Annotated in this window: 29 protein-coding genes; 13 read left to right on the top strand and 16 right to left on the bottom strand. The window is 63.4% G+C overall.

All coding sequences use genetic code 11. The features are described from left to right. Positions 1-22: 22 nt before the first annotated feature. Positions 23-1255 (top strand): PLP-dependent aminotransferase family protein, encoded by a 1233-nt coding sequence (locus JJC00_RS11790; RefSeq protein ID WP_200472723.1) that lies wholly within the window; start codon positions 23-25, stop codon positions 1253-1255. 107 nt (positions 1256-1362) lie between these two features. Here JJC00_RS11790 and JJC00_RS11785 read toward each other — a convergent pair whose 3' ends face one another. Further along, entirely contained in the window at positions 1363-1635 is a 273-nt protein-coding gene (locus JJC00_RS11785) for a helix-turn-helix domain-containing protein (protein ID WP_200472722.1), read from the bottom strand. Between the two features lie 157 nt (positions 1636-1792). Here JJC00_RS11785 and JJC00_RS11780 point away from each other — a divergent pair, with 157 nt between their 5' ends. Both JJC00_RS11780 and JJC00_RS11775 read left to right on the top strand, forming a co-directional pair. Then, entirely contained in the window at positions 1793-2245 is a 453-nt protein-coding gene (locus tag JJC00_RS11780) for a hypothetical protein (RefSeq protein WP_200474084.1), read from the top strand. A 105-nt stretch (positions 2246-2350) separates the two neighbouring features. Continuing rightward, on the top strand, positions 2351-2572 hold the full coding sequence (locus JJC00_RS11775; RefSeq protein ID WP_200472721.1) for a hypothetical protein: 222 nt from the start codon (positions 2351-2353) through the stop codon (positions 2570-2572). A 69-nt stretch (positions 2573-2641) separates the two neighbouring features. Here JJC00_RS11775 and JJC00_RS11770 read toward each other — a convergent pair whose 3' ends face one another. From JJC00_RS11770 to JJC00_RS11750, 5 genes are all read right to left on the bottom strand, one after another. Beyond that, complete coding sequence (locus JJC00_RS11770) at positions 2642-3460, bottom strand: aldo/keto reductase (protein WP_200472720.1); 819 nt, start codon at positions 3458-3460, stop codon at positions 2642-2644. Positions 3461-3960: 500 nt separating this feature from the next. Next, the gene (locus tag JJC00_RS11765; protein WP_200472719.1) at positions 3961-5526 is read right to left on the bottom strand and encodes an alkaline phosphatase D family protein; all 1566 of its coding nucleotides are present in this window, start codon (positions 5524-5526) and stop codon (positions 3961-3963) included. 118 nt (positions 5527-5644) lie between these two features. Continuing rightward, the gene (locus JJC00_RS11760) at positions 5645-6064 is read right to left on the bottom strand and encodes a hypothetical protein (RefSeq protein WP_200472718.1); all 420 of its coding nucleotides are present in this window, start codon (positions 6062-6064) and stop codon (positions 5645-5647) included. Between the two features lie 108 nt (positions 6065-6172). Next, positions 6173-7174, bottom strand: a complete 1002-nt coding sequence (locus JJC00_RS11755) for an NAD(P)H-dependent flavin oxidoreductase (protein ID WP_200472717.1) — start codon at positions 7172-7174, stop codon at positions 6173-6175. Positions 7175-7232: 58 nt separating this feature from the next. Then, positions 7233-7970 carry an SDR family oxidoreductase gene (locus tag JJC00_RS11750; RefSeq protein ID WP_200472716.1) on the bottom strand — a complete coding sequence of 246 codons (738 nt, stop codon included), beginning with the start codon at positions 7968-7970 and terminating at the stop codon, positions 7233-7235. Positions 7971-8126: 156 nt separating this feature from the next. Here JJC00_RS11750 and JJC00_RS11745 point away from each other — a divergent pair, with 156 nt between their 5' ends. Then, positions 8127-8594, top strand: coding sequence for a winged helix-turn-helix transcriptional regulator (locus tag JJC00_RS11745; RefSeq protein WP_200472715.1), 468 nt, complete (start codon positions 8127-8129; stop codon positions 8592-8594). On the opposite strand, the gene JJC00_RS11740 is transcribed toward JJC00_RS11745, so the two are convergent. The 4 genes from JJC00_RS11740 to JJC00_RS11725 all read right to left on the bottom strand — a co-directional run bounded on the left by JJC00_RS11740 (position 8591) and on the right by JJC00_RS11725 (position 12104). Continuing rightward, entirely contained in the window at positions 8591-10210 is a 1620-nt protein-coding gene (locus JJC00_RS11740; protein ID WP_200472714.1) for a DHA2 family efflux MFS transporter permease subunit, read from the bottom strand. The genes JJC00_RS11745 and JJC00_RS11740 overlap by 4 nt on opposite strands. Beyond that, positions 10207-11361 carry an HlyD family secretion protein gene (locus tag JJC00_RS11735; protein WP_200472713.1) on the bottom strand — a complete coding sequence of 385 codons (1155 nt, stop codon included), beginning with the start codon at positions 11359-11361 and terminating at the stop codon, positions 10207-10209. The genes JJC00_RS11740 and JJC00_RS11735 overlap by 4 nt, the downstream gene beginning before the upstream one ends. Positions 11362-11546: 185 nt before the next feature. Beyond that, positions 11547-11705: a hypothetical protein gene (locus JJC00_RS11730; protein ID WP_200472712.1), complete on the bottom strand. Its 159-nt coding sequence runs from the start codon at positions 11703-11705 to the stop codon at positions 11547-11549. 24 nt (positions 11706-11729) lie between these two features. Next, on the bottom strand, positions 11730-12104 hold the full coding sequence (locus JJC00_RS11725) for a PRC-barrel domain-containing protein (RefSeq protein WP_200472711.1): 375 nt from the start codon (positions 12102-12104) through the stop codon (positions 11730-11732). A gap of 138 nt (positions 12105-12242) precedes the next feature. On the opposite strand from JJC00_RS11725, the gene JJC00_RS11720 reads away from it, so the two are divergent. The 7 genes from JJC00_RS11720 (at position 12243) to JJC00_RS11690 (ending at position 17380) form a co-directional block, all read left to right on the top strand. Next, positions 12243-14030 carry a thiamine pyrophosphate-requiring protein gene (locus tag JJC00_RS11720; protein ID WP_200472710.1) on the top strand — a complete coding sequence of 596 codons (1788 nt, stop codon included), beginning with the start codon at positions 12243-12245 and terminating at the stop codon, positions 14028-14030. Between the two features lie 8 nt (positions 14031-14038). Beyond that, positions 14039-14266, top strand: a complete 228-nt coding sequence (locus JJC00_RS11715; RefSeq protein ID WP_200472709.1) for a hypothetical protein — start codon at positions 14039-14041, stop codon at positions 14264-14266. A gap of 81 nt (positions 14267-14347) precedes the next feature. Further along, a complete protein-coding gene (locus JJC00_RS11710; protein ID WP_200472708.1) occupies positions 14348-14899 on the top strand; it encodes a DUF4142 domain-containing protein in 552 nt (183 codons plus the stop codon). A gap of 137 nt (positions 14900-15036) precedes the next feature. Then, on the top strand, positions 15037-15927 hold the full coding sequence (locus JJC00_RS11705; protein WP_200472707.1) for an SDR family oxidoreductase: 891 nt from the start codon (positions 15037-15039) through the stop codon (positions 15925-15927). A gap of 69 nt (positions 15928-15996) precedes the next feature. After that, positions 15997-16581 (top strand): phosphatase PAP2 family protein, encoded by a 585-nt coding sequence (locus JJC00_RS11700; RefSeq protein ID WP_200472706.1) that lies wholly within the window; start codon positions 15997-15999, stop codon positions 16579-16581. Continuing rightward, positions 16578-16925: a DUF3147 family protein gene (locus tag JJC00_RS11695; RefSeq protein WP_200472705.1), complete on the top strand. Its 348-nt coding sequence runs from the start codon at positions 16578-16580 to the stop codon at positions 16923-16925. The genes JJC00_RS11700 and JJC00_RS11695 overlap by 4 nt, the downstream gene beginning before the upstream one ends. Beyond that, on the top strand, positions 16925-17380 hold the full coding sequence (locus JJC00_RS11690) for a hypothetical protein (RefSeq protein WP_200472704.1): 456 nt from the start codon (positions 16925-16927) through the stop codon (positions 17378-17380). Before JJC00_RS11695 ends, JJC00_RS11690 begins: the two co-directional genes overlap by 1 nt. A gap of 16 nt (positions 17381-17396) precedes the next feature. Here JJC00_RS11690 and JJC00_RS11685 read toward each other — a convergent pair whose 3' ends face one another. After that, the gene (locus JJC00_RS11685) at positions 17397-17591 is read right to left on the bottom strand and encodes a hypothetical protein (RefSeq protein WP_200472703.1); all 195 of its coding nucleotides are present in this window, start codon (positions 17589-17591) and stop codon (positions 17397-17399) included. Beyond that, the gene (locus tag JJC00_RS11680; protein WP_200472702.1) at positions 17575-17733 is read right to left on the bottom strand and encodes a hypothetical protein; all 159 of its coding nucleotides are present in this window, start codon (positions 17731-17733) and stop codon (positions 17575-17577) included. Before JJC00_RS11680 ends, JJC00_RS11685 begins: the two co-directional genes overlap by 17 nt. Positions 17734-17907: 174 nt before the next feature. Here JJC00_RS11680 and JJC00_RS11675 point away from each other — a divergent pair, with 174 nt between their 5' ends. Further along, entirely contained in the window at positions 17908-18150 is a 243-nt protein-coding gene (locus tag JJC00_RS11675) for a hypothetical protein (protein WP_200472701.1), read from the top strand. A 139-nt stretch (positions 18151-18289) separates the two neighbouring features. Here the strand turns inward: JJC00_RS11675 and JJC00_RS11670 are convergent, their stop codons facing one another. The 3 genes from JJC00_RS11670 to JJC00_RS11665 form a co-directional block, all read right to left on the bottom strand. Next, a complete protein-coding gene (locus JJC00_RS11670; protein WP_200472700.1) occupies positions 18290-18496 on the bottom strand; it encodes a hypothetical protein in 207 nt (68 codons plus the stop codon). A gap of 84 nt (positions 18497-18580) precedes the next feature. After that, positions 18581-18712: a hypothetical protein gene (locus JJC00_RS38590; RefSeq protein WP_271606962.1), complete on the bottom strand. Its 132-nt coding sequence runs from the start codon at positions 18710-18712 to the stop codon at positions 18581-18583. 122 nt (positions 18713-18834) lie between these two features. Further along, positions 18835-19029 carry a hypothetical protein gene (locus tag JJC00_RS11665; protein WP_200472699.1) on the bottom strand — a complete coding sequence of 65 codons (195 nt, stop codon included), beginning with the start codon at positions 19027-19029 and terminating at the stop codon, positions 18835-18837. Between the two features lie 96 nt (positions 19030-19125). On the opposite strand from JJC00_RS11665, the gene JJC00_RS11660 reads away from it, so the two are divergent. Continuing rightward, complete coding sequence (locus JJC00_RS11660; protein WP_200474083.1) at positions 19126-19638, top strand: DUF4142 domain-containing protein; 513 nt, start codon at positions 19126-19128, stop codon at positions 19636-19638. A gap of 5 nt (positions 19639-19643) precedes the next feature. Here the strand turns inward: JJC00_RS11660 and JJC00_RS11655 are convergent, their stop codons facing one another. Further along, positions 19644-19940, bottom strand: coding sequence for a hypothetical protein (locus JJC00_RS11655; RefSeq protein ID WP_200472698.1), 297 nt, complete (start codon positions 19938-19940; stop codon positions 19644-19646). Between the last annotated feature and the right edge of the window lie 225 nt (positions 19941-20165).

The raw sequence follows: 20165 nt of genomic DNA, 5'->3' as shown, positions 1-20165 counted from the left end.
AAGAATAACGAGGAACCCTCCCATGACGTCCAGCTTCGATTTCGCGCCCCTGTTTCCCGCAGGGCTGCCGGCCCCTTCTGCGCGCTGGACGGGTCTCGCCAAATACAACTTTGTCGGCGGCAACAACGATTCCGAGCAGGTGCCGGTCGACGAGCTGATCGAGGCCGCCAATCAGGCCTTGCGACGCGAGGGCCGCTCGCTTGCCACCTACGGCCTGGCGCACGGCCCGCAGGGTTACCTCCCCCTGCGCGAATTCCTGGTGACAAAACTGAAGCGCGATGCCGGCATCAGCTGCACGGTCGACGATCTCATGATCGTCTCCGGCTCGCTCCAGGCACTCGACCTCGTCAACAACACGCTGCTGGCGCGCGGCGACACCGTGATCGTCGAGCAGGAGACGTATCAGGGATCCCTGCAGCGGCTGATGCGGCTGGGCGTCAACACCATCGGCATTCCGCTCGACGACGACGGCATGCGCATGGATGCGCTGGCCTCGACGCTTGCCGATCTGAAGGGCCGCGGCACCCGGCCGAAATACATCTACACCATTCCGACCGTGCAGAATCCGACCGGCAGCATCATGCCGGAGACACGCCGCGTCGAGTTGCTGCGGCTTTCGGCCGAATATGGCGTGCCCGTCTTCGAGGACGATTGCTATGCCGACCTGGTCTGGTCGGGGCAACGGCCGCCCGCGATCCACGCCTTGAGCAAAAATGGCGGCGTGATCCATATCGGCTCGTTCTCGAAATCGATCGCGCCGGCGCTACGCGTCGGCTTCATCGTGGCGCCCTGGGATGTGATGTCGCGGATGCTGGCGCTGAAGACGGATGCCGGCTCCGGCGCGCTGGAGCAGATGGTGCTCGGCACCTATTGCAAGCCGCATTTCGCGAGCCACGTGCCGGCGCTGACCAAGACGCTGCGCACCAAGCTCGACACGCTGATGGAGGCCCTCAACGAGCAGTTCGGGACCGCGGCCGAATTCGAGGAGCCCAAGGGCGGCATCTTCCTGTGGGTGAAGCTGCCCGACCAGGTCGATACGCTGAAGCTCTATCAGGCTGCGCTCGCCGCCGGCGTCTCGATCAATCCCGGACCGGAATGGTCGACCAACAAGGGCCACTCAGGCTCGCGCCTGCGCTTGTGTTTTGCGAGCCCCTCGCATCAGCAGATCCGCGAAGGCGTCGCCGTGCTGGCCGAGGTCTGCCGCAAGGAGTTCGGCGTGCCCTCTCGCAGCGCCAATGTGGAGAAGCGGGCGTGACGCTTATTGTTAAAGCATGATCTCCGCGCAAACGCGTTCCGCGTTTGTCGCGAGGGAAAACCGCTTCACACTTTGCGCTAACGCGGCCCTTCGGGTCCGGATCATGCTTAGGCCACCGGGGGCTGGCTGCGGTGGATCGCGGAGGCCAGCCGCAGCAACAGGACGATCGAGACGTTGCCCTTGCCGGCCTCGATCTGGGCGATGTAGCGCTCTGAAATCCCGGAGCGGCGGGCGAGTTCCCGGCGCGACAGCTCGCAACGCGTGCGCGAGGACCTCAGGCGCTCGCCCAGCTCGGCCAGGAACGCGGTCTCGGAATAAGGCGGCAGCGCACAGCTTCCCGGCAGCACCTCGCCCGCGAAATCCATCACTTGATTCAGCATCGCTCTCACCACGTTCGCCTTCGGGAGCGCCATCTTACCCCCGACGCGCGCGGCCTCATTGACGCGGATCAAATTCGCGCGCGATTGGGGACGAGCGTGGACGACCGCGCGCCGGATGGTACACTTTGGAATTGTTCGAGGCGGGGCTTTTCGGGACATGAGGCGTTGTTTGAGCCGCTGGATGACAGCAGCGGTGCTTTGGATTGTGTTCGCGTCGCTCGCGCGTGCTGAGACGCTTGCGGAGACGGTCGAACAATGGGGCTTGCTCGGCTCATGGGCGGTCGATTGCGCAGCCCGGCCCGACCGTAACAAGGGCGCACTGCTGACTTACGAAATCCGGAAGGACGGCCGGGTGGTGTACCGGCGCAATTTCGGCGACGCCAAGGACGAGAATGAGGTGGTGTCCGCCACGGTCAACGCCGAAGGTCTGCTCAATGTGATGGTGTACTTCCCGTCGCTGCAGCAGACGCGCGAGTTCGGATTGCTGCTCTCAGAGCAAGGCAGCCTGCGCGCAATCTACAATCGCAGCGAGCGCGGCGAATACACGATCAGGGACGGCAAATACGTCAAGACCGGCGCGCCGACACCTCCGCAGCAGCGCTGCGACTAGCGATCGTTCTGATCCTGAATATCCATTCAGAATTCTCTTCCCGTTCCTCCGGAACGTTCGCGCGTATGTGCCGTTCTCAGTTGCATTACGTTGGAGGAGGACATCATGAAGACGCTTGGTTATGTCGTTGCCGCTCTGGGTGCGCTCGCAGTTGCGGCGCCGACGCTGGCAAGTGCTGACACTGTGGTGATCAGGCACGGTCATCACGGCCCGTACGCCGCCCGCGCCGAATTCCGCGAGCATCGCGACTATGGCTGGCATCGTGGCTGGCACCATCACGACCGTGTCGTCGTGGTCAAGCGCAGTCATCGTCATATGGACTACTAATGCGCAACGCAAACTGGAAATGGCCCCTCACAGGGCCATTTCTTTGCATTCGAAAGTGGACTGCCGAGACTAATCCCAAGCCGGCGCGAAGCCCGGATTGACGCAACGCCTGTCCTTCGGCAGCGCTGCGATCTTCTCGCGGTCGGCATCATCCAACTTGATCTTCAGCGAGTCCAGATTGGCCTGCTGGCTCTCGCGGCGTGATGCCTTCGGGATCGCGGCGACACCATCCTGGTCGAGCAGCCATTTCAATGCCACTTGCGCGGCGCTCGCGTTGTGCCTGGCGCCGATTTCCGCCAACATCGGGTCCGAGGCAATACGCCCCTGCGCCAGCGGGCAATACGCGACGAGCGGAATCGACTTGGCGTTGAGATAGGCCAACACTTTCGATTGATCCAGCATCGCGTGATATTCGATCTGGTTGCAGGCGATCGGCGCCTTGACATCCTCGACCGCGATCTTGAGCAACGCCGTGGTGAAATTGGCAACGCCGATCGCCCGCGTGCGCCCCTCTTCCTTCAGCTTCATCAGGGTCTCGAACACCGCGCCCCAGTTCGCCGACTTCGACGGCCAGTGCACGAGATAGAGATCGACGTGGTCGAGCCTCAGTTTCTTCAGGCTGGCATCGAAGGCGCGGCGGATCGCGTCCGGCGCCAGATTTTCGTGCCAGACCTTTGTCGTGACGTGCAGCTCACCACGCGGCACGGAGCCCGCCGCCAGCGCGGCGCCGATAGCCTCCTCGTTGGCATACATTTCGGCGGTATCGATATGGCGATAGCCGATCGACAGCGCGCTCTCGACCGCGGCGCGGCAGGCATCGCCCTGCATGCGGAAGGTGCCGAGGCCAAGCTTGGGCATGCTGATGCCCTGTGTTTTCACATTGTCCATTGAACAGGCTCCTGAGGTATTTCAGCCCGCCGGATGCCAGCGGCGATGCCGCGCGAGCAGACTCTTCGGTGATGGAAAAGAGGTGGCGGGAGTGGCCAGCATAGCGCCGGAGGCGCGGAGCGGCCAATCAAGATTGGGTTAGGTGACCCCTCTCTCCCGCTTGCGGGAAGGCTATCGCATTTGAACGTTTTTGCTGCGGCCATCCTTCGAGACGCCCGCTTTGGGCGGGCTCCTCAGGATGAGGGCGGAGTATGCGGCGCCAGATTCAGCGGAGACCAATGCCGATTAGCCTCATCCTGAGGAGACCGCGGAGCGGTCGTCTCGAAGGACGAGGCGCGCGCTCAGGCGACCACCAAGAATCATATACGATGGCCCCTGGAGGGCGCTTGCGGGAGAGGGTGCAGCCGCAACGGGACAATCCCCCAGAGGAGAGAGCCCTCACCCGGTGCTTCGCGCCGACCTCTCCCGCAAGCGGGAGAGGTGAACCAGTTGCGCGTCCCTCACGAATGCTGCGCAACCATAGCCGGGCGCGCCTGCGGCTGGGGCACGATGTCGACGGACCAGAGGTCGCGGTTGTCGACGTCCTTCAAGGTCACGGTCATCACGCCACCGGCGCCATCGATGTCGACGCGGCCGAAGAACTGTAGGCCGAAGCACGGCGCGAGGTTCTCGCCCTGGGCTTCGCTACACCCGTTCCGGTACATCGCCACGGGGCCAAACGTGTTGTCGAGCTCGCCCGGGCCCCAGGTGCCGGCATGCAGGGGGCCGGAGACGAACTCCCAGAACGGCTCGAAATCGCTGAACTGCGCCTTGTTCGGGTCATAGTAGTGCGCGGCCGTGTAATGCATGTCGGCGGTGAGCCAGACGATGTTGCGGACGCCCGCGCGCTTGATCGATGCGAGCAGATCGGCGATCTCGTGCTCACGTCTGTCCGGCGGACCGTCGCCGAGCGCGACGGCATCGAGGCTGATCAGGCCGATCGGCAGGTCGGCCGCGATCACCTTCCAGGTCGCGCGCGAAGCGGCGAGCTCCCGCTTCAGCCAGGCGAGCTGCTCGGCGCCCAGAATCCAGCCGCGATGATCGTTGCCCTTGTTCCAGGTCTCGTCGCGGTAGCTGCGCATGTCGATCATGAAGACGTCGAGCAGCGGGCCGTAGGCGATCTTGCGATAGACCCGTCCCTGCCGCGCGCCGATGTCCCGGATCGGCATGAAGTCGAAGAAGGCGCGGCGGGCACGCGCGACCAGGCGCGGCGTGCCGTCGTCCTCATGGCCGGCATCGTCATAGCTGCCGGTCGGCGACCAGTCGTTGGTGACCTCATGATCGTCCCATTGCGCGAACATCGGCACTTGCGCGTGGAAGGCGCGAAAATTCTCGTCGAGATGGTTGTATTTGTAGTTGCCGCGAAACTGCGCCAGCGTGTGCGCGACTTGCGCTTTCTCCTCGGTCACGACGTTGCGCCAGGTCTCGCCGTTTGGCAGCTTCTGTTCGGACGGGATCGTGCAGTCGGCATAGATATGGTCGCCGGAGTGGATGAAGAAATCCGGTCGGTTGTCGAGCATGGTGCGATAGCTGCGATAGCCGCCGCGCGAGATGTCGATGCCCCACCCCTGCCCCGCGACATCGCCGGACCACAGGAACGAGATCGATTTCCCCTCGGCCGGCGCGGTGCGGAAATGTCCGACGCGGTTTTCGCCGGCGATGCCGGTCGCGATGTCGTCGAAGCGCACGCGATAGAAGATGTCCTGCCCGGGCGGCAAATCGTCGAGCTGCAGCTTTGCGGTGAAGTCTGCGTCGGGCAGTGCGTCACGCGACGCCGAGGCAATGATCGTTTTGAAGCTCTCGACGGTCGAGCATTCTACCTGCATCCGCGCAGGCCGGTCGGCGCGCGCCCAGATCACGGCCGAGCCATCGGACACGTCGCCCGACTGGATCCCGCCCGCGATCTGCGGGCGATCGGCCGCGCGGCTGATACAGGGTTTTGCGAGCGAGGCGATGGCGAGAGAGGACGTGGAGCGGACCAGAAACTGCCGCCGGGTCCATGCGCGCGAGGCGCGGAGCGTTGCCATTCAGGAGACCTTCGTCGAATCGCGACGGAAGGTGCCTGCGCTCCTTGACTCCCGGCTTACGGTTTCTTGACTTCACGCCTACGGTTTTGCGACGCGGAGGTGACGGTCTCGGACTGGGTCAGTGCTTCCAGTTACAGATGCCGCCGGAACGGCACGGCCAGGTCTGGATGCGGGTGTCCATCGCCTGGGCGTTCAGCGGATTGCCGTGACGATGTGCGAGCTTGGTGCGGGCTGCGCCACGCGGCTGCGCACTCTTCGTGTGAGCGACCTTCGGCTCCGGCGCGCGCACGCGTTCGACCGCGACCTTCTTCGGCACATCGATGAGCTCGGCGCGGGCATGCGCCTCATTGCCGCCCTTCGCCTCCAGAGCGACCGGCGCGAATTGCGTCTCGGGTCCGAGCCGCTTCGGTGACAGCACCGCCTTGGAGAGATCGAGACCGAGATATTCGTCAGGCTTGTAGTCGTCAGCGTATGCGATGCCGCCCCATGCGAGCACGAGGGCAACAACAACTGCAAAACGAACGCTTTTCAGGACCACGGACGCCTCCTGAAATTGATTAGTTAAGGAGTAATTTACTCCTATCTAGGAGGCGTCGCGCGCATTTCCAGCCGTCAAATGCGGCCGTGGTTAAGAAGTTCGACAGTGTCAGGCGACCTTTCGCGTCGCACCCGTCCCATCCAGGAACCCCATCAGCCGGCTGCGGATGATTTGTTCCGCCTCGGTCATGGTGCGGTCGACGAGTTCCTTGCAGGTGGGGATGTCGTGGATGAGCCCTGCGACCATGCCACAGCTCCAGGCGCCGGCATCCATCTGCCCGTCCAGCATGATCTTGGGATAGACACCCGCGACCTGGTCGTGAATGTCGTCGATCGTGAGCTTGGCGCCCTTCTCGCGCTCGATCTCGAGCAGGCGGTCGACATTTGCGTTCTTCAGGACGCGTTCGGTGTTGCGCAGGGCCCGCATGATCAGGCGGGTGTCGAGCTCGGTCGCCGCGACCAGCGCGTTCTTCACGTTCTGATGCACAGGAGCTTCCTTGGTCGCGATGAAGCGCGTGCCCATGTTCATGCCCGCCGCACCCAGCGACAGGGCCGCGACGAGGCTGCGCCCATCGGCCATGCCGCCGGAGGCCACGAACGGGATCTTCAATTCCTCCGCCGCGCGCGGCAGCAGGATCATGTTGGGAATGTCGTCCTCGCCGGGATGACCGCCGCACTCAAACCCGTCCACGCTGACGGCGTCGCAGCCGATGCGCTCGGCCTTCAGCGAATGGCGCACCGAGGTGCATTTGTGGATCACCTTGATGCCGGCCGCCTTCAGCGCCGGCATGTATGCTTCCGGGCTGCGACCCGCGGTCTCCACCGCTTTGATGCCGCCCTCGACGATGGCGGCAATGTATTCCGGATAAGGCGGCGCCGAGAAGGCCGGCAGGAAGGTGAGGTTCACGCCGAACGGCTTGTCGGTCATGTCACGGCAACGCGCGATCTCCTTGGCGAGCAGCTCCGGTGTTTTCTGCGTGAGACCGGTGATGATGCCGAGCCCGCCGGCATTGGAGACGGCGGCGGCAAGCTCCGCAAAGCCGACGAAATGCATGCCGCCCTGGACGATGGGGTGCTCGATGCCGAACAGTTCGGTGATCGCGGTCTTCACTTACATATCCTCCCGGATTTTTGCTTGGAATCAGTCTAGCCGGACTGTTGCGCCGCGGTCACCATTTCTCGCCGAACGGGCGGATCTCCATCTCGAAAGTCCAGGCGCTCTTCGGCTGCTGATAAAGCTGCCAATAGGAATCGGCGACAGCCGAAGGCGGCATCAGCAGATCGGGATTGTCGAGCGCATTCGGCCCGAGCGCGTCGAGCCGGCGCTGCCGTACCCATTCGGTGTCGACGCCGGAATCGATGATGAGATGCGCGACGTGGATGTTCTTCGGCCCGAGCTCGCGTGCCATCGCCTGCGCCACTGCGCGCAGTCCGAACTTGGCACTGGCAAAGGCGGCAAAGCCGCTGCCGCCGCGCAAGGACGCCGTCGCGCCGGTGAAGAAAATCTTGCCGCCACCGCGCGACAGCATCAGCCGCGCCGCCTCGCGCCCGGCGAGGAAACCGGAATAGCAGGCCATCTCCCAGACCTTGCGAAACACCCGCTCGGTGGTGTCGAGGATCGGGAAATTGACGTTGGCGCCGACATTGAAGATGCAGACTTCCAGCGGTGCGTGCTTGTCGGCATCGTCGAGGAACGAGATGACCTCCTCCTCCTTCCGCGCGTCGAGCGAGCGCGCATGGATCTCGCCGCCGGCCGCTTCGATGTCCTTCACCAGCGACGCGAGCTTGTCGCCGTTGCGGCGGCCCGCATAGATCGAAAAGCCTTCGGCGGCGAATTTCTTGGCGATCTCGGAGCCGATGAAATCGCCGGCCCCGATCACGGCGGCTGTCGCGTTTCGCTTGGGCAAGGTCGCCTCCTCCGATGAGAGCATATGTTGGAACGAACGCTATAGTTCTAAAATAGAACTGTCAAATTGAGAGAAGGAATGCTACGCTACATGACGAATTGTGCTGTTCATTCAAGTTAGTTCCTTTTTCTGACTGACTAAGCCGGAGACCGAACCATGAAGTGGGATACGCTGGATGAGGAGCCCTGCTCGCTGTCCCGCGCCGTCGCCGTGGTCGGCGACCGCTGGACGCTCTTGATCCTGCGCGAATGTTTTCTGCGCGTGCGCCGCTTCGAGGCGTTCCAGTCCTCGCTCCAGATCACGCGGCATCTGCTCTCGGAGCGGCTGAAGAAGCTGGTGCGCTTTGGCATCTTGCGCCGCGTCCCCTATTCCGAAGCGCCGAAGCGCTACGAATACATCCTCACGCAGAAGGGGCTCGACCTCTATCCGATCATCATGGCGATGGTGCATTGGGGCGATACCCACATGGGCGACGAGCGCGGCCGCCCACTGCTGCACGAGCACAAGACGTGCGGCAAGCTGTTCGATCCGGTGATGGTGTGCTCGGAATGCGGCGAGCCGCTGCATGCGAAACAGGTGCATGTGCACGCGGGCCCGGGACGGCAAGGAGCCGACGCTGCCTAGTGCCCCCGCGCCGGCGCGCCGAGATCGATTGAGCGGAGCGTGGCGGCGATCGGGATCAGCAGCGCGGCGATGATGGCGAGCGACCAGAACACGTCGATATAGGCGAGGAAATCGACCTGCTGCTGCAAGGTTTTCCCCACCCAGGCGACCGCCTGCGACGCCGCATCGCTGGCATTCGAGCCTTGGGCCTGGAAATAGCGCGTCATCGTGTCGATGGTCTGCTGGTAGCCGAGGTCGGAGGGTGCGGCATGCTCAATGAGGCGACTTTGATGGAATTGCTGACGCTGGGCCAGCAGCGTCTGCGCCACCGCCACGCCGATCGAGCCGCCGATATTGCGCGCGACATTGATCAGCGCGGACGCCTGGTTGGTCTTCTCGGGCGGCACGCCGTCATAGGACGCCGTCGTCACCGGCAGGAACAGGAAGGGAAGGCCGATCGCGAGATAGATGCGCGCCAGCGCAGCATAGCCGTAGGAGATATCCCCCGTCAGTCCCGTCATATGCCACATCGACAGCGCGGCGACCGCGGCGCCGAACATGATCAGATATTTTGGCTGCACCACGCTGACCAACCGTCCCGCCACTGGCATCAACATCATGGTCGCGATGCCGCCGGGGGACAGCGCCAACCCCGCCAGCATCGCGGTGTAGCCCACTTCGGTCTGCAACAGCTGTGGCAAGAGCTGCGTGGTCGAGATCAGCACCGCAAAGGTGCCAAGCATCACCACAGCGCAGGCACCGAATTGCCGCGTACCGAGCAGGCGGATATCGACGATGGGATCATCGCGCGACAGTTCCCATGGGATCAGCGCAAGCAGGCAGAATGCCGCGAGCAGCGCAAACGACAGGATCATGTTGGATCCGAACCAGTCGTTGCGCTGGCCTTCATCGAGCACGAATTCGAGCGCGCCGAGCCCGACAGCAATCAGGATGAATCCGACATAGTCGACGCGAAGCCCCTTGCTCAATAGCTCCGCCCTCTCCTCCTCGGCACTCGAAGGCTCCTTGACCAGCGTGCCGACCAGCAACAGCGAGAGCAGCCCCATCGGCACGTTGATCAGGAACACCCAGTGCCAGGAATAGGTATCGGTGATCCAGCCACCCAGGGTCGGGCCGACCACGGGGGCGACCACCACGGCCACACCGTAGATGGCGAACGCTTGACCACGCTTCTGCGGCGGGAAGGAGTCGGCGAGAATGGCCTGCTCGCTGGTCGCCATGCCACCACCGCCGAGACCTTGCAGGATGCGGAACAGGACCAACGATTGCAAATTCCAGGCAAGGCCGCAGAGCAGCGAAGCGATCGTGAAGGTCGCCACGCACATCATGTAAAAGCGCTTGCGGCCGAGCACCGTCGAGAGCCAGCCCGAGATCGACAGCACGACGGCGTTGGCGACGAGATAGCTGGTGATGACGTAGGTGCTCTCGTCGAGGCCGACGGCGAGCCCGCCGGCGATATGGCGCAGCGCGACATTGGCGATGGTGGTGTCGAGTACCTCCATGAAGGTCGCGATCGAGACCACGAAGGCGATGAGGTAAGGATTATGCCCGCCGGCTGCCGAGCGCTCCGGCGACCAGCCTCCGGCAGATGCGCCGCCTTGCGCGACGTCGGTCATCGTACTTTGGTCCAGGGCACGACCGACATCCCGGGACCAACAGGCAGATCAGCCGGCCAGTTGTCGACCACGATCTTCACCGGCACGCGCTGCACCACCTTGACGTAGTTGCCCGTGGCATTCTCCGCCGGCAGCAGGCTGAAGGCGGTGCCGGAGCCCGGCTGCACGGAATCGACGTGGCCGGTCAGCTTGCGTCCGGGATAGGCATCGATGCGAATCTCGACCGGCTGGCCCGGCCGCATGTCGTTCAGTTGCGTTTCCTTGTAGTTGGCGACGATCCAGACATCGTCGGGCACGAACATCATCAAGCTCTGCCCCGCGGTCACGAACGTGCCCTTGGCGCCCGAGAGCTTGACGACGCGGCCGGACTGCGCGGCGATGACACTGGTATATTGCAAATTCAGCTTCGCTTGATCGAGCTGCGCCTGCGACTGCTCCAGTTGCGCCTTGGCACCCTCGAGCTGGGCCTGCAGTGTCTTGATGCCGACCTGCGCGGCTATCACCGCGGTCTTGGCGCGCTCGGTGTTGGCCTGCTGGGCCTGAAGATCGGAGCGCGTCTGCTGCTGGCGCTGCACGGTGCCGGCGCCCTTCTCGACCAGATTTTCCGCGCGATTGAACTCTTCCTGCGAGAATTGAAGCTGGGCCTGCGCCTGGTCGAGCTGCGCCTGGGCCTGCTTGATCTGCTCCTGCTGGGAGTCGATCTGCGCCTCGACATTGGCGATGTTGGCCTTGGAGACCTCGACCTGCGCCGCAGCCTGATCGACGGCGATGCGATAGTCGCGCTCGTCGATCCTGGCGAGGAGATCGCCGGCGTTGACGTGCTGGTTATCCGTGACCGGGACATCCGTCGCGTAGCCGCCGACTTTCGGGGCCACGGAAAAGCTGCGCGCCGCGACGAAGGCGTCGTCGGTGGATTCGTAGTGGCGGACTTCGAGCCAATAGAGCAGACCGCCGGCCAACGCCGCGATCAGCGCAATGGCACCGACGGTTGCGAGCAGCCAGTGCTCGGCGAGCCGCTCGCGTAGCGACGGCGCCGGCTTCTTCGGCTGGTCCTTGGCCTCGCCGGTCTGATCAGGAGAAGTCTTTGGAGCTTCTTTCGCCCTCTGCGGTTGTTCCGCAGACGGCTCACGCTCCCGTGTCTGAGCATCCACGGTGAACACCTTTCTCGGCACGAAATCGGCAGCAGGTGTAGCCAGAGCCGGCACCCGCGCTGCGAGCCCAACCGCAGCGCCAAAACATGGTTCCGGGTTCTGAGAGCACCACTGCTATTCGTGATTGCATTGCCCAAAAAAGAAGCGCGGCACTTGACCTGCCGCGCTCGTGTCAATCGGCGCACCTAGTGCGTCTTGGTCTCGTGCCACCTCTCCAGATCAGGCTTCTTGTCGCCGGACTTCTGCTCCTTCTCCGGATTGCCCTTCCAGGGCTTGTCCGTCTGGGCATGCGATCCCCAGTCATTCTGGTGCCGGGGATCGTTGTCAGGCTTTTCCTGGCTCATCGGATCTCCCTCTCGATCGGGCGATCAAGCGAAGGGAACGCCGTAATAGGCGTTGATGCTGCGGGTAGCGGCGTCATCACCCCAGTTCCAATCGCTGCGCTCGCTATATTTCGGCGCGCCTTCGAGCGCCTTGGCAGTGATCCCGGTGACATAGCCACCAAGCTCGGTGTCGTATTTCAGCGACTGCCAGGGCAAGGGATAGTGATCGTTGCCGAGCCCCAAAAATCCGCCGAAGCCAAGCACGGCGTAAGATACCTTGCCGCTGACCTTGTCGATCATCACACGTTCGATCGAACCAATCCGGTTGCGATCGGAACCGTAGACCGATGTTCCCTCCACCTTGTCACTGCCGATCAGCCGGCCCATCTCGCTGCGGTCCAGTTCTCCCTGATTCAACATCTCAATTCTCCACTCAGCCAATGTGTAGAACAACTTGTGTGAAGGGGTGATCGTTCCAGAAGGTGCCTGCTCCAAACAGGAACATCGCCGGGAACGCGCTGTTCTTGATGTTTCAGTGCAAGGAAACCGGGAGCCGCAATGACCCAGACCATCTCCGACTTCATCGTTCGGCGTCTGCATCAATGGGGTGTACGCCACATCTTCGGTTATCCAGGCGACGGCATCAACGGCGTGTTCGGCGCTATGAACCGGGCGGAAGCCAAGATCGGCTTCGTGCAGGCCAGGCACGAGGAGATGGCGGCGTTCATGGCAAGCGCTTATGCGAAGTTTTCCGGCGAGCTTGGCGTCTGTATCGCGACCTCCGGGCCCGGCGCCTCACATCTGATCACCGGCCTCTATGATGCGCTGCTGGATCACCAGCCCGTGCTGGCGATCGTCGGCCAGCAGGCGCGAAACGCGCTCGGCGGGAGCTATCAGCAGGAACTCGATCTCGTCTCAATGTTCAAGGACGTCGCGGGCGCGTATGTCGCGCAGGCGTCCTCGCCCGCTCAAGTGCGACACCTGATCGATCGCGCAGTGCGCATCGCGCTCGCACGCCGTGCTCCCACCGCGATCATCCTGCCCAATGATCTCCAAGAGGAGCCCCACGAAGCGCCGCCCCGCGCGCACGGCACCCTGCATTCCGGTGTCGGCTACAGTGCCCCACGCGTGATGCCGCGCGAGACCGAGCTCGATCGTGCCGCGGAGGTGCTCAACGCCGGCAAGAAGGTCGCCATGCTCATCGGCGCCGGCGCGCTGCAGGCCACGGACGAAGTGATCAGCGTTGCCGATCGCCTGTCGGCCGGCTGCGCCAAGGCGCTGCTCGGCAAGGCGGCACTCCCGGACGATCTGCCATGGGTGACGGGCTCGATCGGCCTGCTCGGCACCGAGCCCAGCTACAACATGATGATGGAATGCGACACGCTGCTGATGGTCGGCTCCGCGTTCCCTTACGCAGAATTCCTTCCGAAGGAAGCCGCCGCGCGCGGCGTGCAGATCGACATTGATGCCGGCATGACGTCGATCCGCTTCCCCATGGAGGTCAGCCTCGTCGGCGACGCCGCGGAGACATTGCGGAGCTTGCTGCCACGGCTCGCGCCCAGGAGCGACGGCGCCTGGCGCAAGGGCATCGAGGATGACGTAGCGAAATGGTGGAAGACGCTGGACGACCGTGCGCATCAGCCCGCCGCGCCCATCAATCCCCAGCTCGTCGCCTGGGAGCTGTCGCCGCGCCTGCCCGAGCGCGCCATCATCACCAGCGATTCCGGCTCCTGTGCCAACTGGTTCGCGCGCGATCTCAAGATCCGGCGCGGCATGACGGCCTCGCTATCCGGCGGCCTCGCATCGATGGGCGCGGCGGTCCCTTACGCGCTCGCGGCGAAATACGCCCATCCGGACCGGCCGGTGATCGCGCTGGTCGGCGACGGCGCCATGCAGATGAACAACATGGCCGAGCTGATCACCGCCGCGAAATACTGGCGATCCTGGCGCGATCCGCGCTTTGTGGTCTGCGTCTTCAACAACGAAGATCTCAACCAGGTTACCTGGGAGCAGCGCATCATCAATGGCGATCCCAAATTCGAGGCCTCGCAGCGTATCCCCGACGTGCCCTATTCGCGTTTCGCCGAGATGATCGGCCTCACCGGCATCTTCGTCGATAGCCCGCAATTGCTCGGCTCGGCCTGGGAGCAGGCGCTGGCAAGCGAGATGCCTGTCGTGCTGGAGGTGAAGACCGATCCCGAAGTGCCGCCATTGCCGCCGCACATCACCCTGCAGCAGGCAAAGAACTTTTCGCTCGCTTTGATGAAGGGCGATCCTGACGAGACCGGGGTGATCAAGGGAGCGGCCCGGCAAGTGCTGGAAAAGATCCTGCCTGGAAACGAATGAGGTCAACCATGGGCGATTTTCGTGACATTCAGCACGGCGTCAACGATCCCGTCGACGGCGTCGACGTGAAGCGCCAGATCAATACCAACCAGACGCCGCATGAGCGGGCGCAGCGTCATGCCGATGTGCGCGCCGAGCCATCAGCCTCGCCGTCCGAGCCATTCCTGCCCGAACGGCTGCGGCGGAAGCCGACTGATCCGGTCAATCCCCGCACTGGCCGCAATCCAACGGATTAGGAACCTTGGTTCTGAGGCCGTGTTGGTCGCCGCAAAGACCCGCGCGGCAAAGGCCGTGTGGCCAATCAGAGGGACCTGACCATGAAACGTACCGTCATCGCCATCGCCTGCGTGCTTCTCGCAGGCCCAGCGCTTGCCCAGTCGCTCGGTGAGAAAACCGGCGTCAACTCGGCGCTCGGCGTCGCACCGACCACCGCCGATTTCGTCAAGGAGGTCGCCGTCAGCGACATGTTCGAGATCGAGTCGAGCAAGCTTGCCGAGCAGAAGGGCAACGCGCAGGAGAAGAGCTTCGCGCAGCAGATGGTGACCGACCACACCAAGACCAGCAGCGAGCTGAAGGCCCTCGTCGGCAATGGCAAGGTGCAGGCCACGCTGCCGACGGCGCTCGACAGCTCGCACCAGAGCAAGCTCGACAAGCTCAAGAATGCCTCCGGCAAGGACTTCAGCTCGGACTACAACTCCTATCAGGTCAGCGCGCACGAAGACGCGATCTCGCTGTTCGATCGCTATGCCAAGGGCGGCGACAATGCCGCGCTGAAGGATTGGACCGACAAGACGCTGCCAGCACTCAGGCATCATCTCGATATGGCCAAGGAGCTTGGCCGGGCGCCGAGTGTCGGACAGTCGAAATAGACATTTTGCGGGGATGCCGGCCTTACCGGCGTCCCCTCGCCCTGGACAGAGTATCCCGCCAGCCCATCGTCCACGCGGCGAGCGCCATGCCCGCTGCGGCTTCGCTGGCATCCGCGACAGCGAAAGGAAGCACCGACATGGCCAAGCAGGACCTGATCGATCCCGTCACCCGCTATCCGAAGCCGCCGTTCAAGAAGCAGTCGCAGCCCTGGCCCGGCCTCGCCGGCAAGATGGAGCCGCGACCGGACCATGGCGAGGCCAGCTACAAGGGCTCCGGCCGGCTCGCCGGCCGCAAGGCGTTGATCACCGGCGGCGATTCCGGCATGGGCCGCGCAGCCGCGATCGCCTATGCGCGCGAAGGCGCCGACGTCGCCATCAACTATCTGCCGGCGGAGGAGCCCGATGCCCGGGAGGTGATCGCACTGATCAAGAAGGAGAGCCGCACGGGGCTCGCCATCCCCGGTGACCTCAAGGACGAAGCCTTCTGCAAGACCCTGGTCGAACAGGCCGTGCAAGGCCTCGGCGGCCTCGACATCATCGTCAACAACGCGGCGCGACAGCAGGCGCGCACCTCCATCCTCGACGTCTCGTCGGAGGATTTCGATGCGACCATGAAGACAAACATCTACGCGCCGTTCTGGATCATCAAGGCGGCGCTACCGCATCTCAAACCTGGATCCTGCATCATCGGCACGACATCCGAGCAGGCTTACGATCCCTCACCCGATCTCTATGACTACGCACAGACCAAGGCGGCGACCATGAACTACGTGAAGTCGCTAGCAAAGCAGCTCGCTTCCAGGGGGATTCGCGTCAACGGTGTTGCGCCGGGACCAATCTGGACGCCTCTCCAGGTCTCCGGCGGCGCCACCATGGAGAAGCTCGAAAAGTTCGGCGGCATGACGCCGCTCGGGCGGCCCGGCCAGCCCGCCGAGTTGGCCTCGATCTACGTGCAGCTCGCCGCAGCCGATGCGAGCTATGCGACCGGCCAAGTCTATGGCTCCGCGGGCGGATCGGGACAGCCGTAACGCAGGAACGATCGTCGGCGTTCGGCCTTACAAAACCGTCATGGAGAATTTTTCGCCCATCCCGGATCAATGGCGCTCGTAACAGTCAAACCCACGCGGATCGATATCGCGATCGCGAATGAGATCGCAGATCACACCAACCCGGAGCTCGAGGGGACTGCCGAAGCCCTGACCTGGGGCGCCGACGAACATGTGCTGCTCGTTCTCGCCGCTGCGGGGTGGCTCTTCGCCAGGCGGCGCCCCGCCGAAGAGCGCCGTGCGGCCAACCACATCCTCGTGGTGTCGCTGGTGACGGCGATAGTCCCCCACATCCTGAAATCCGCGTTCAACCAGATCAGGCCGGACCGGCTGACGATACGAGGGCATCGTCGCGGCATCCCGTTCTCCGGACAGGCGCGCGATGCCTTTCCGTCGGGCCACGCGGTGCACATGGGCGCGCTGGCCTCCGCGGCCGGCCTGCTGCCCCCTCCCCGGCGACGTTTCGTTCGCGTCATCGCGACAGCCCTGTCGTTGACACGCATCGCGCTGCTCGCGCATTGGGCCAGTGATGTGATCGCGGGCTTCACCCTGGGCATCGTCATCGAGCGAATCCTGAGGCCGTGGACGCTGGCAAGGCGGAGCAATAAGCCAGCGGATCGGCGGATTCGGTCATGAGTGAGTACGTCCTCCGTTTCATCGCCGGCGGCGTGATCGTGTCCGCCTTCGCGATCCTCGGCGACATGTTGCGGCCCAAGAGTTTCGGTGGCCTCCTCGGTGCCGCGCCATCGGTAGCCCTGGCGACGCTGGGGATCGCTGTCGTCCACCACGGGCCGCAATATGCGGCAGCGGAAAGCTGGACCATGATCTATGGTGCGGTGGCCCTCGCCTGCTACAGCATCGCCGTGTGCCATCTCCTGGTGAGATTTCGATTCTCGGCGCTACCTGCCACCATCATCGCTTCCGTCGTATGGCTTGCGGTTGCCTTTGCCTTGCTCGCGGGTTTCGGAGGCGCCGTGTGATGCTGGTCAAACTGTCGACGTCGGCTCTGAGACAAACGCGGTGGTACGAATACGGCGTTCGCTTCCTGCTCGGTGGCTTGGCGACGGTTTTCGCGGGCGTCATGAGTGCACGCTTTGGCGTCGCCATCGGTGGGCTCTTCCTCGCCCTCCCCGCCATCTTCTGCGCCAGCGCGACATTGATCGAAAGCCATGAACGCCGGACCAAGGAGAAGGCAGGTCTCAGCGGACGGAGACGCGGGCAGCAGGCTGCAGCTCTCGATGCCACGGGTGCCGGCCTGGGGAGCTTGGGTCTTGCCGCGTTCGCCGCCACCTTCTACGCCCTGGTCGCGGCCAGCGTGATCATTGCATTCGCGGCCGCCATCCTGGCATGGGCTGCCGTCTCGGTGTCAGCGTGGTGGTTGAGGCGGAAGCTTCGCATCACCGCCCACGTTAAGCGGACTGAACGCCAAGGGTGATCAACGCCAAGGGTGATCAGCGAGAAGCCGCAGCATCTTCCCGTGTCATCAGGAAATCGTACATCTCGGCCGCAGTCTGCAGCTGATCGATGCGCGCCACCAGGGTGTCGCGCTGTTGGCCATCCGGCACGCGCGACAGCTCGTGCTCGAGCCGCAGCCTCTGCGCGTCGAGACGTTCCTCGAATGTGTGGGGTTCAGACCGTCTTCGCATCATCCGTCCTCGGTGGTTGTAGGCCCGGGCTGTTGGCCCAGCGCTCGACTTGCTCAATCACCTTCTGATGGCTCGGGCGCACCGGCTTCGGCGCTTCGGGTTCCTCGGAAAGCTTGCGGGGTAATCTGACCTTGTCCGTCATGACCCATCTCCCTTTCCTATAAAATGCGCTTCTCGGAGAGTCGTTTCAAGGCTTAACCTATTGTTTTTACTTTACTTTTTTACTCATTTTGGGGTTTTGCCGACTCTTGTGGAACTCGCTCCGAGTTCGGCCGTTGAGCGAACTACTCAAACTACTCAATTTATGTGATCGACCATGAATGACCTTCGCGCCGAGCGCCTTCAGGTCATGCTCTCGCCGGAAGAGCTGGCCGCCATTGATGATTTCCGGTTCAAACATCGCATGCCGACGCGCGCCGCGGCGGTTCGCGAACTTCTCAAGTTCGGACTGGCCGTCGCAGACGTTGATGCTGCAGCTGGCGTGAAGTCGAGCAGCTTCGGGGTGTTCGGCCGCGGGCCGGATGGGCACACACAGGGCGCCCCCGGGAACGAAGACTGATCACAACCATCGCAAAGCAAACGACCCCGGCACAGTGGGGTGCCAGGGCCGTCCTTGGAGATTGCTTCCGGACCACCGGGGGCATGACAACCGGAAGCAATCAGTCGACTCATCGCGCAGGGATTCGTTCCTCGCTCGGTCAGCCGCTCGGTGCGGCGCCGGAATCATCCGGCGTCATGCCGGAGCCGGGCGTCTTGCTGTCGTCATTGAGCTTGGGATCGCGCGTCGCCTCACGTGACGGCGAACTCTTTTGGTCTGTCTTGTGCACGGTTTGCGCGCGCCGCTTGTCGCGTGGCTGATCCTCCGCGCGCTTGTCCTTGACGATGCCGTGGTCGGAATGTGCCATGATGTCCTCTCGCGTGTTCCGATGCCTCGAAGCGCTTACGCTCCGGTGCGTCGAATGTTCCGAACGTGCGAAAGGTGTGCGACGCTAGCTATGCGCCGCATGCACCGCGACCGATGCGTTTTCCTGATGCACCTGCCGGACCGTCGTCACCGTCGCGAACGCGACCGAAACGCCGAAGGCGAGAATGAGTGAGAGAAGTGCCAGACGTGGAGCCATCGCAAAACCTCCTTCTGGAATTGGAAAATCAAACGCGATCGACTATTCCCGTATGATTGTTGATTGGTCCCGCTGATACCGTGAGCGGTCTCACACACGTGGACTCACGAAAGCGAGAGCCGTCAGGCACTCTGGCTGTGCAGGGCGCCGACCTTAACGGGTGGGATCTCTCCATCGAGCCAGTCCTGCTCTTTCGCCAAGGCCATCCAGGCATCCGCCATGCGCGAATAGCGATTATAGGCGGGTTGCCCTTCCGAACGCTCGGCCAATTGCAGGCAGTTCTCGGCGTTGCCCCTGAAGATGTCGGACTGTTTCATGGGAAAGACGTGGGCACGGAACACGCGTTCCGCAACCGTCCTTACGGGATCGTAACGTCGGGCGGAACTTCGCAGGTTACAAGTCATTGGATAGTCATGCAGATATTGGTCGCGATCGTCCTGGCCTCCATCAGCACCGCAGCTCTTGCCGACAGCACGGGCGAGCAGATGCGCGGCGACCGTGCGCCTGACGCGACGGATGTGATCAGCGGCCTCTACGCCTTCAGCCGCTTCCAGCAGGGCCTGCTGGAGAGCACCGATTTGAAAGGCAATGCAGAGGTCAAGAACCTCGCCGCGTTTCGTGCCGAAGAGTCGGCCAAGCGCGACAAGGCGCTGAAGGAGATTCAGCTTGCCATCGGCACCGAGCCGCGCGTGAGCAAGATAGCGTCGGCGAGCATCAGCCTCGCCAAACCCGATGATACGGACGGGCCGGCCTATGTCAGAAGTTTCTATGCAACCCAGATTCCCGAATACGAATCCACGATCACCCTGCTTGAGCGCTATCTGAGGACGCCTGACAATCCGGCGCTAGCCACTTTCGCGCGCGAGCACCTGCCGGTGCTGCGCGCGCAGTTGAAGGACGCCGAGCGCACCATGGCCGACAAGTAGCAGCCCTACTTGTCCTCCGGATGATGCTGCTGGTTCATCGGCCGCACGGTGCGATCGCTGTCGGGCATCTTGTCCCGGCCCGCATCGCCATTGGCATCCTTGCCACCCGAGGTCGAGGTGCCGCTGCCGCTGGGGTTCGACTTGGTGGCGGTCCCCCTGGTCTGCGAGCCCGCGTGCGGGGTGGCGGAGCTTGCGGCGGGATCGCCGGTCACGGCCCCACGCCCGCTTGGCGCACCGGCCTGGGCCAGAGCCGATCCGGCGGCGAATAATGCGACGACAAAGACGGCCAATCCGGCTTTCATTTGCGCTCTCCCTGTCTTTGCCAGCTAACCTCGGCGCCCATCCCGGCGTTCCTAGGCCGATGGCCGGGAGTTTCTGAACGGGATGGTCATGGGCGGATGGTCATGGGCCACCCCATAAAACCGGAGTTTACTGAAACCGAATGGAACCCTTGGCGATCCTCGCCGTTAGTTTTGCCGGGCTAAGCACGGCAGGTTCCAATTCGTCGCGTCGCAACCTTGGCGCTT

Source organism: Bradyrhizobium diazoefficiens, from assembly GCF_016616885.1.
Taxonomy (GTDB): Bacteria; Pseudomonadota; Alphaproteobacteria; order Rhizobiales; family Xanthobacteraceae; genus Bradyrhizobium; species Bradyrhizobium diazoefficiens_F.
The sequence above is the reverse complement of the archived record's forward strand: the minus strand, read 5'-3'. Positions and strand labels throughout refer to the sequence as shown.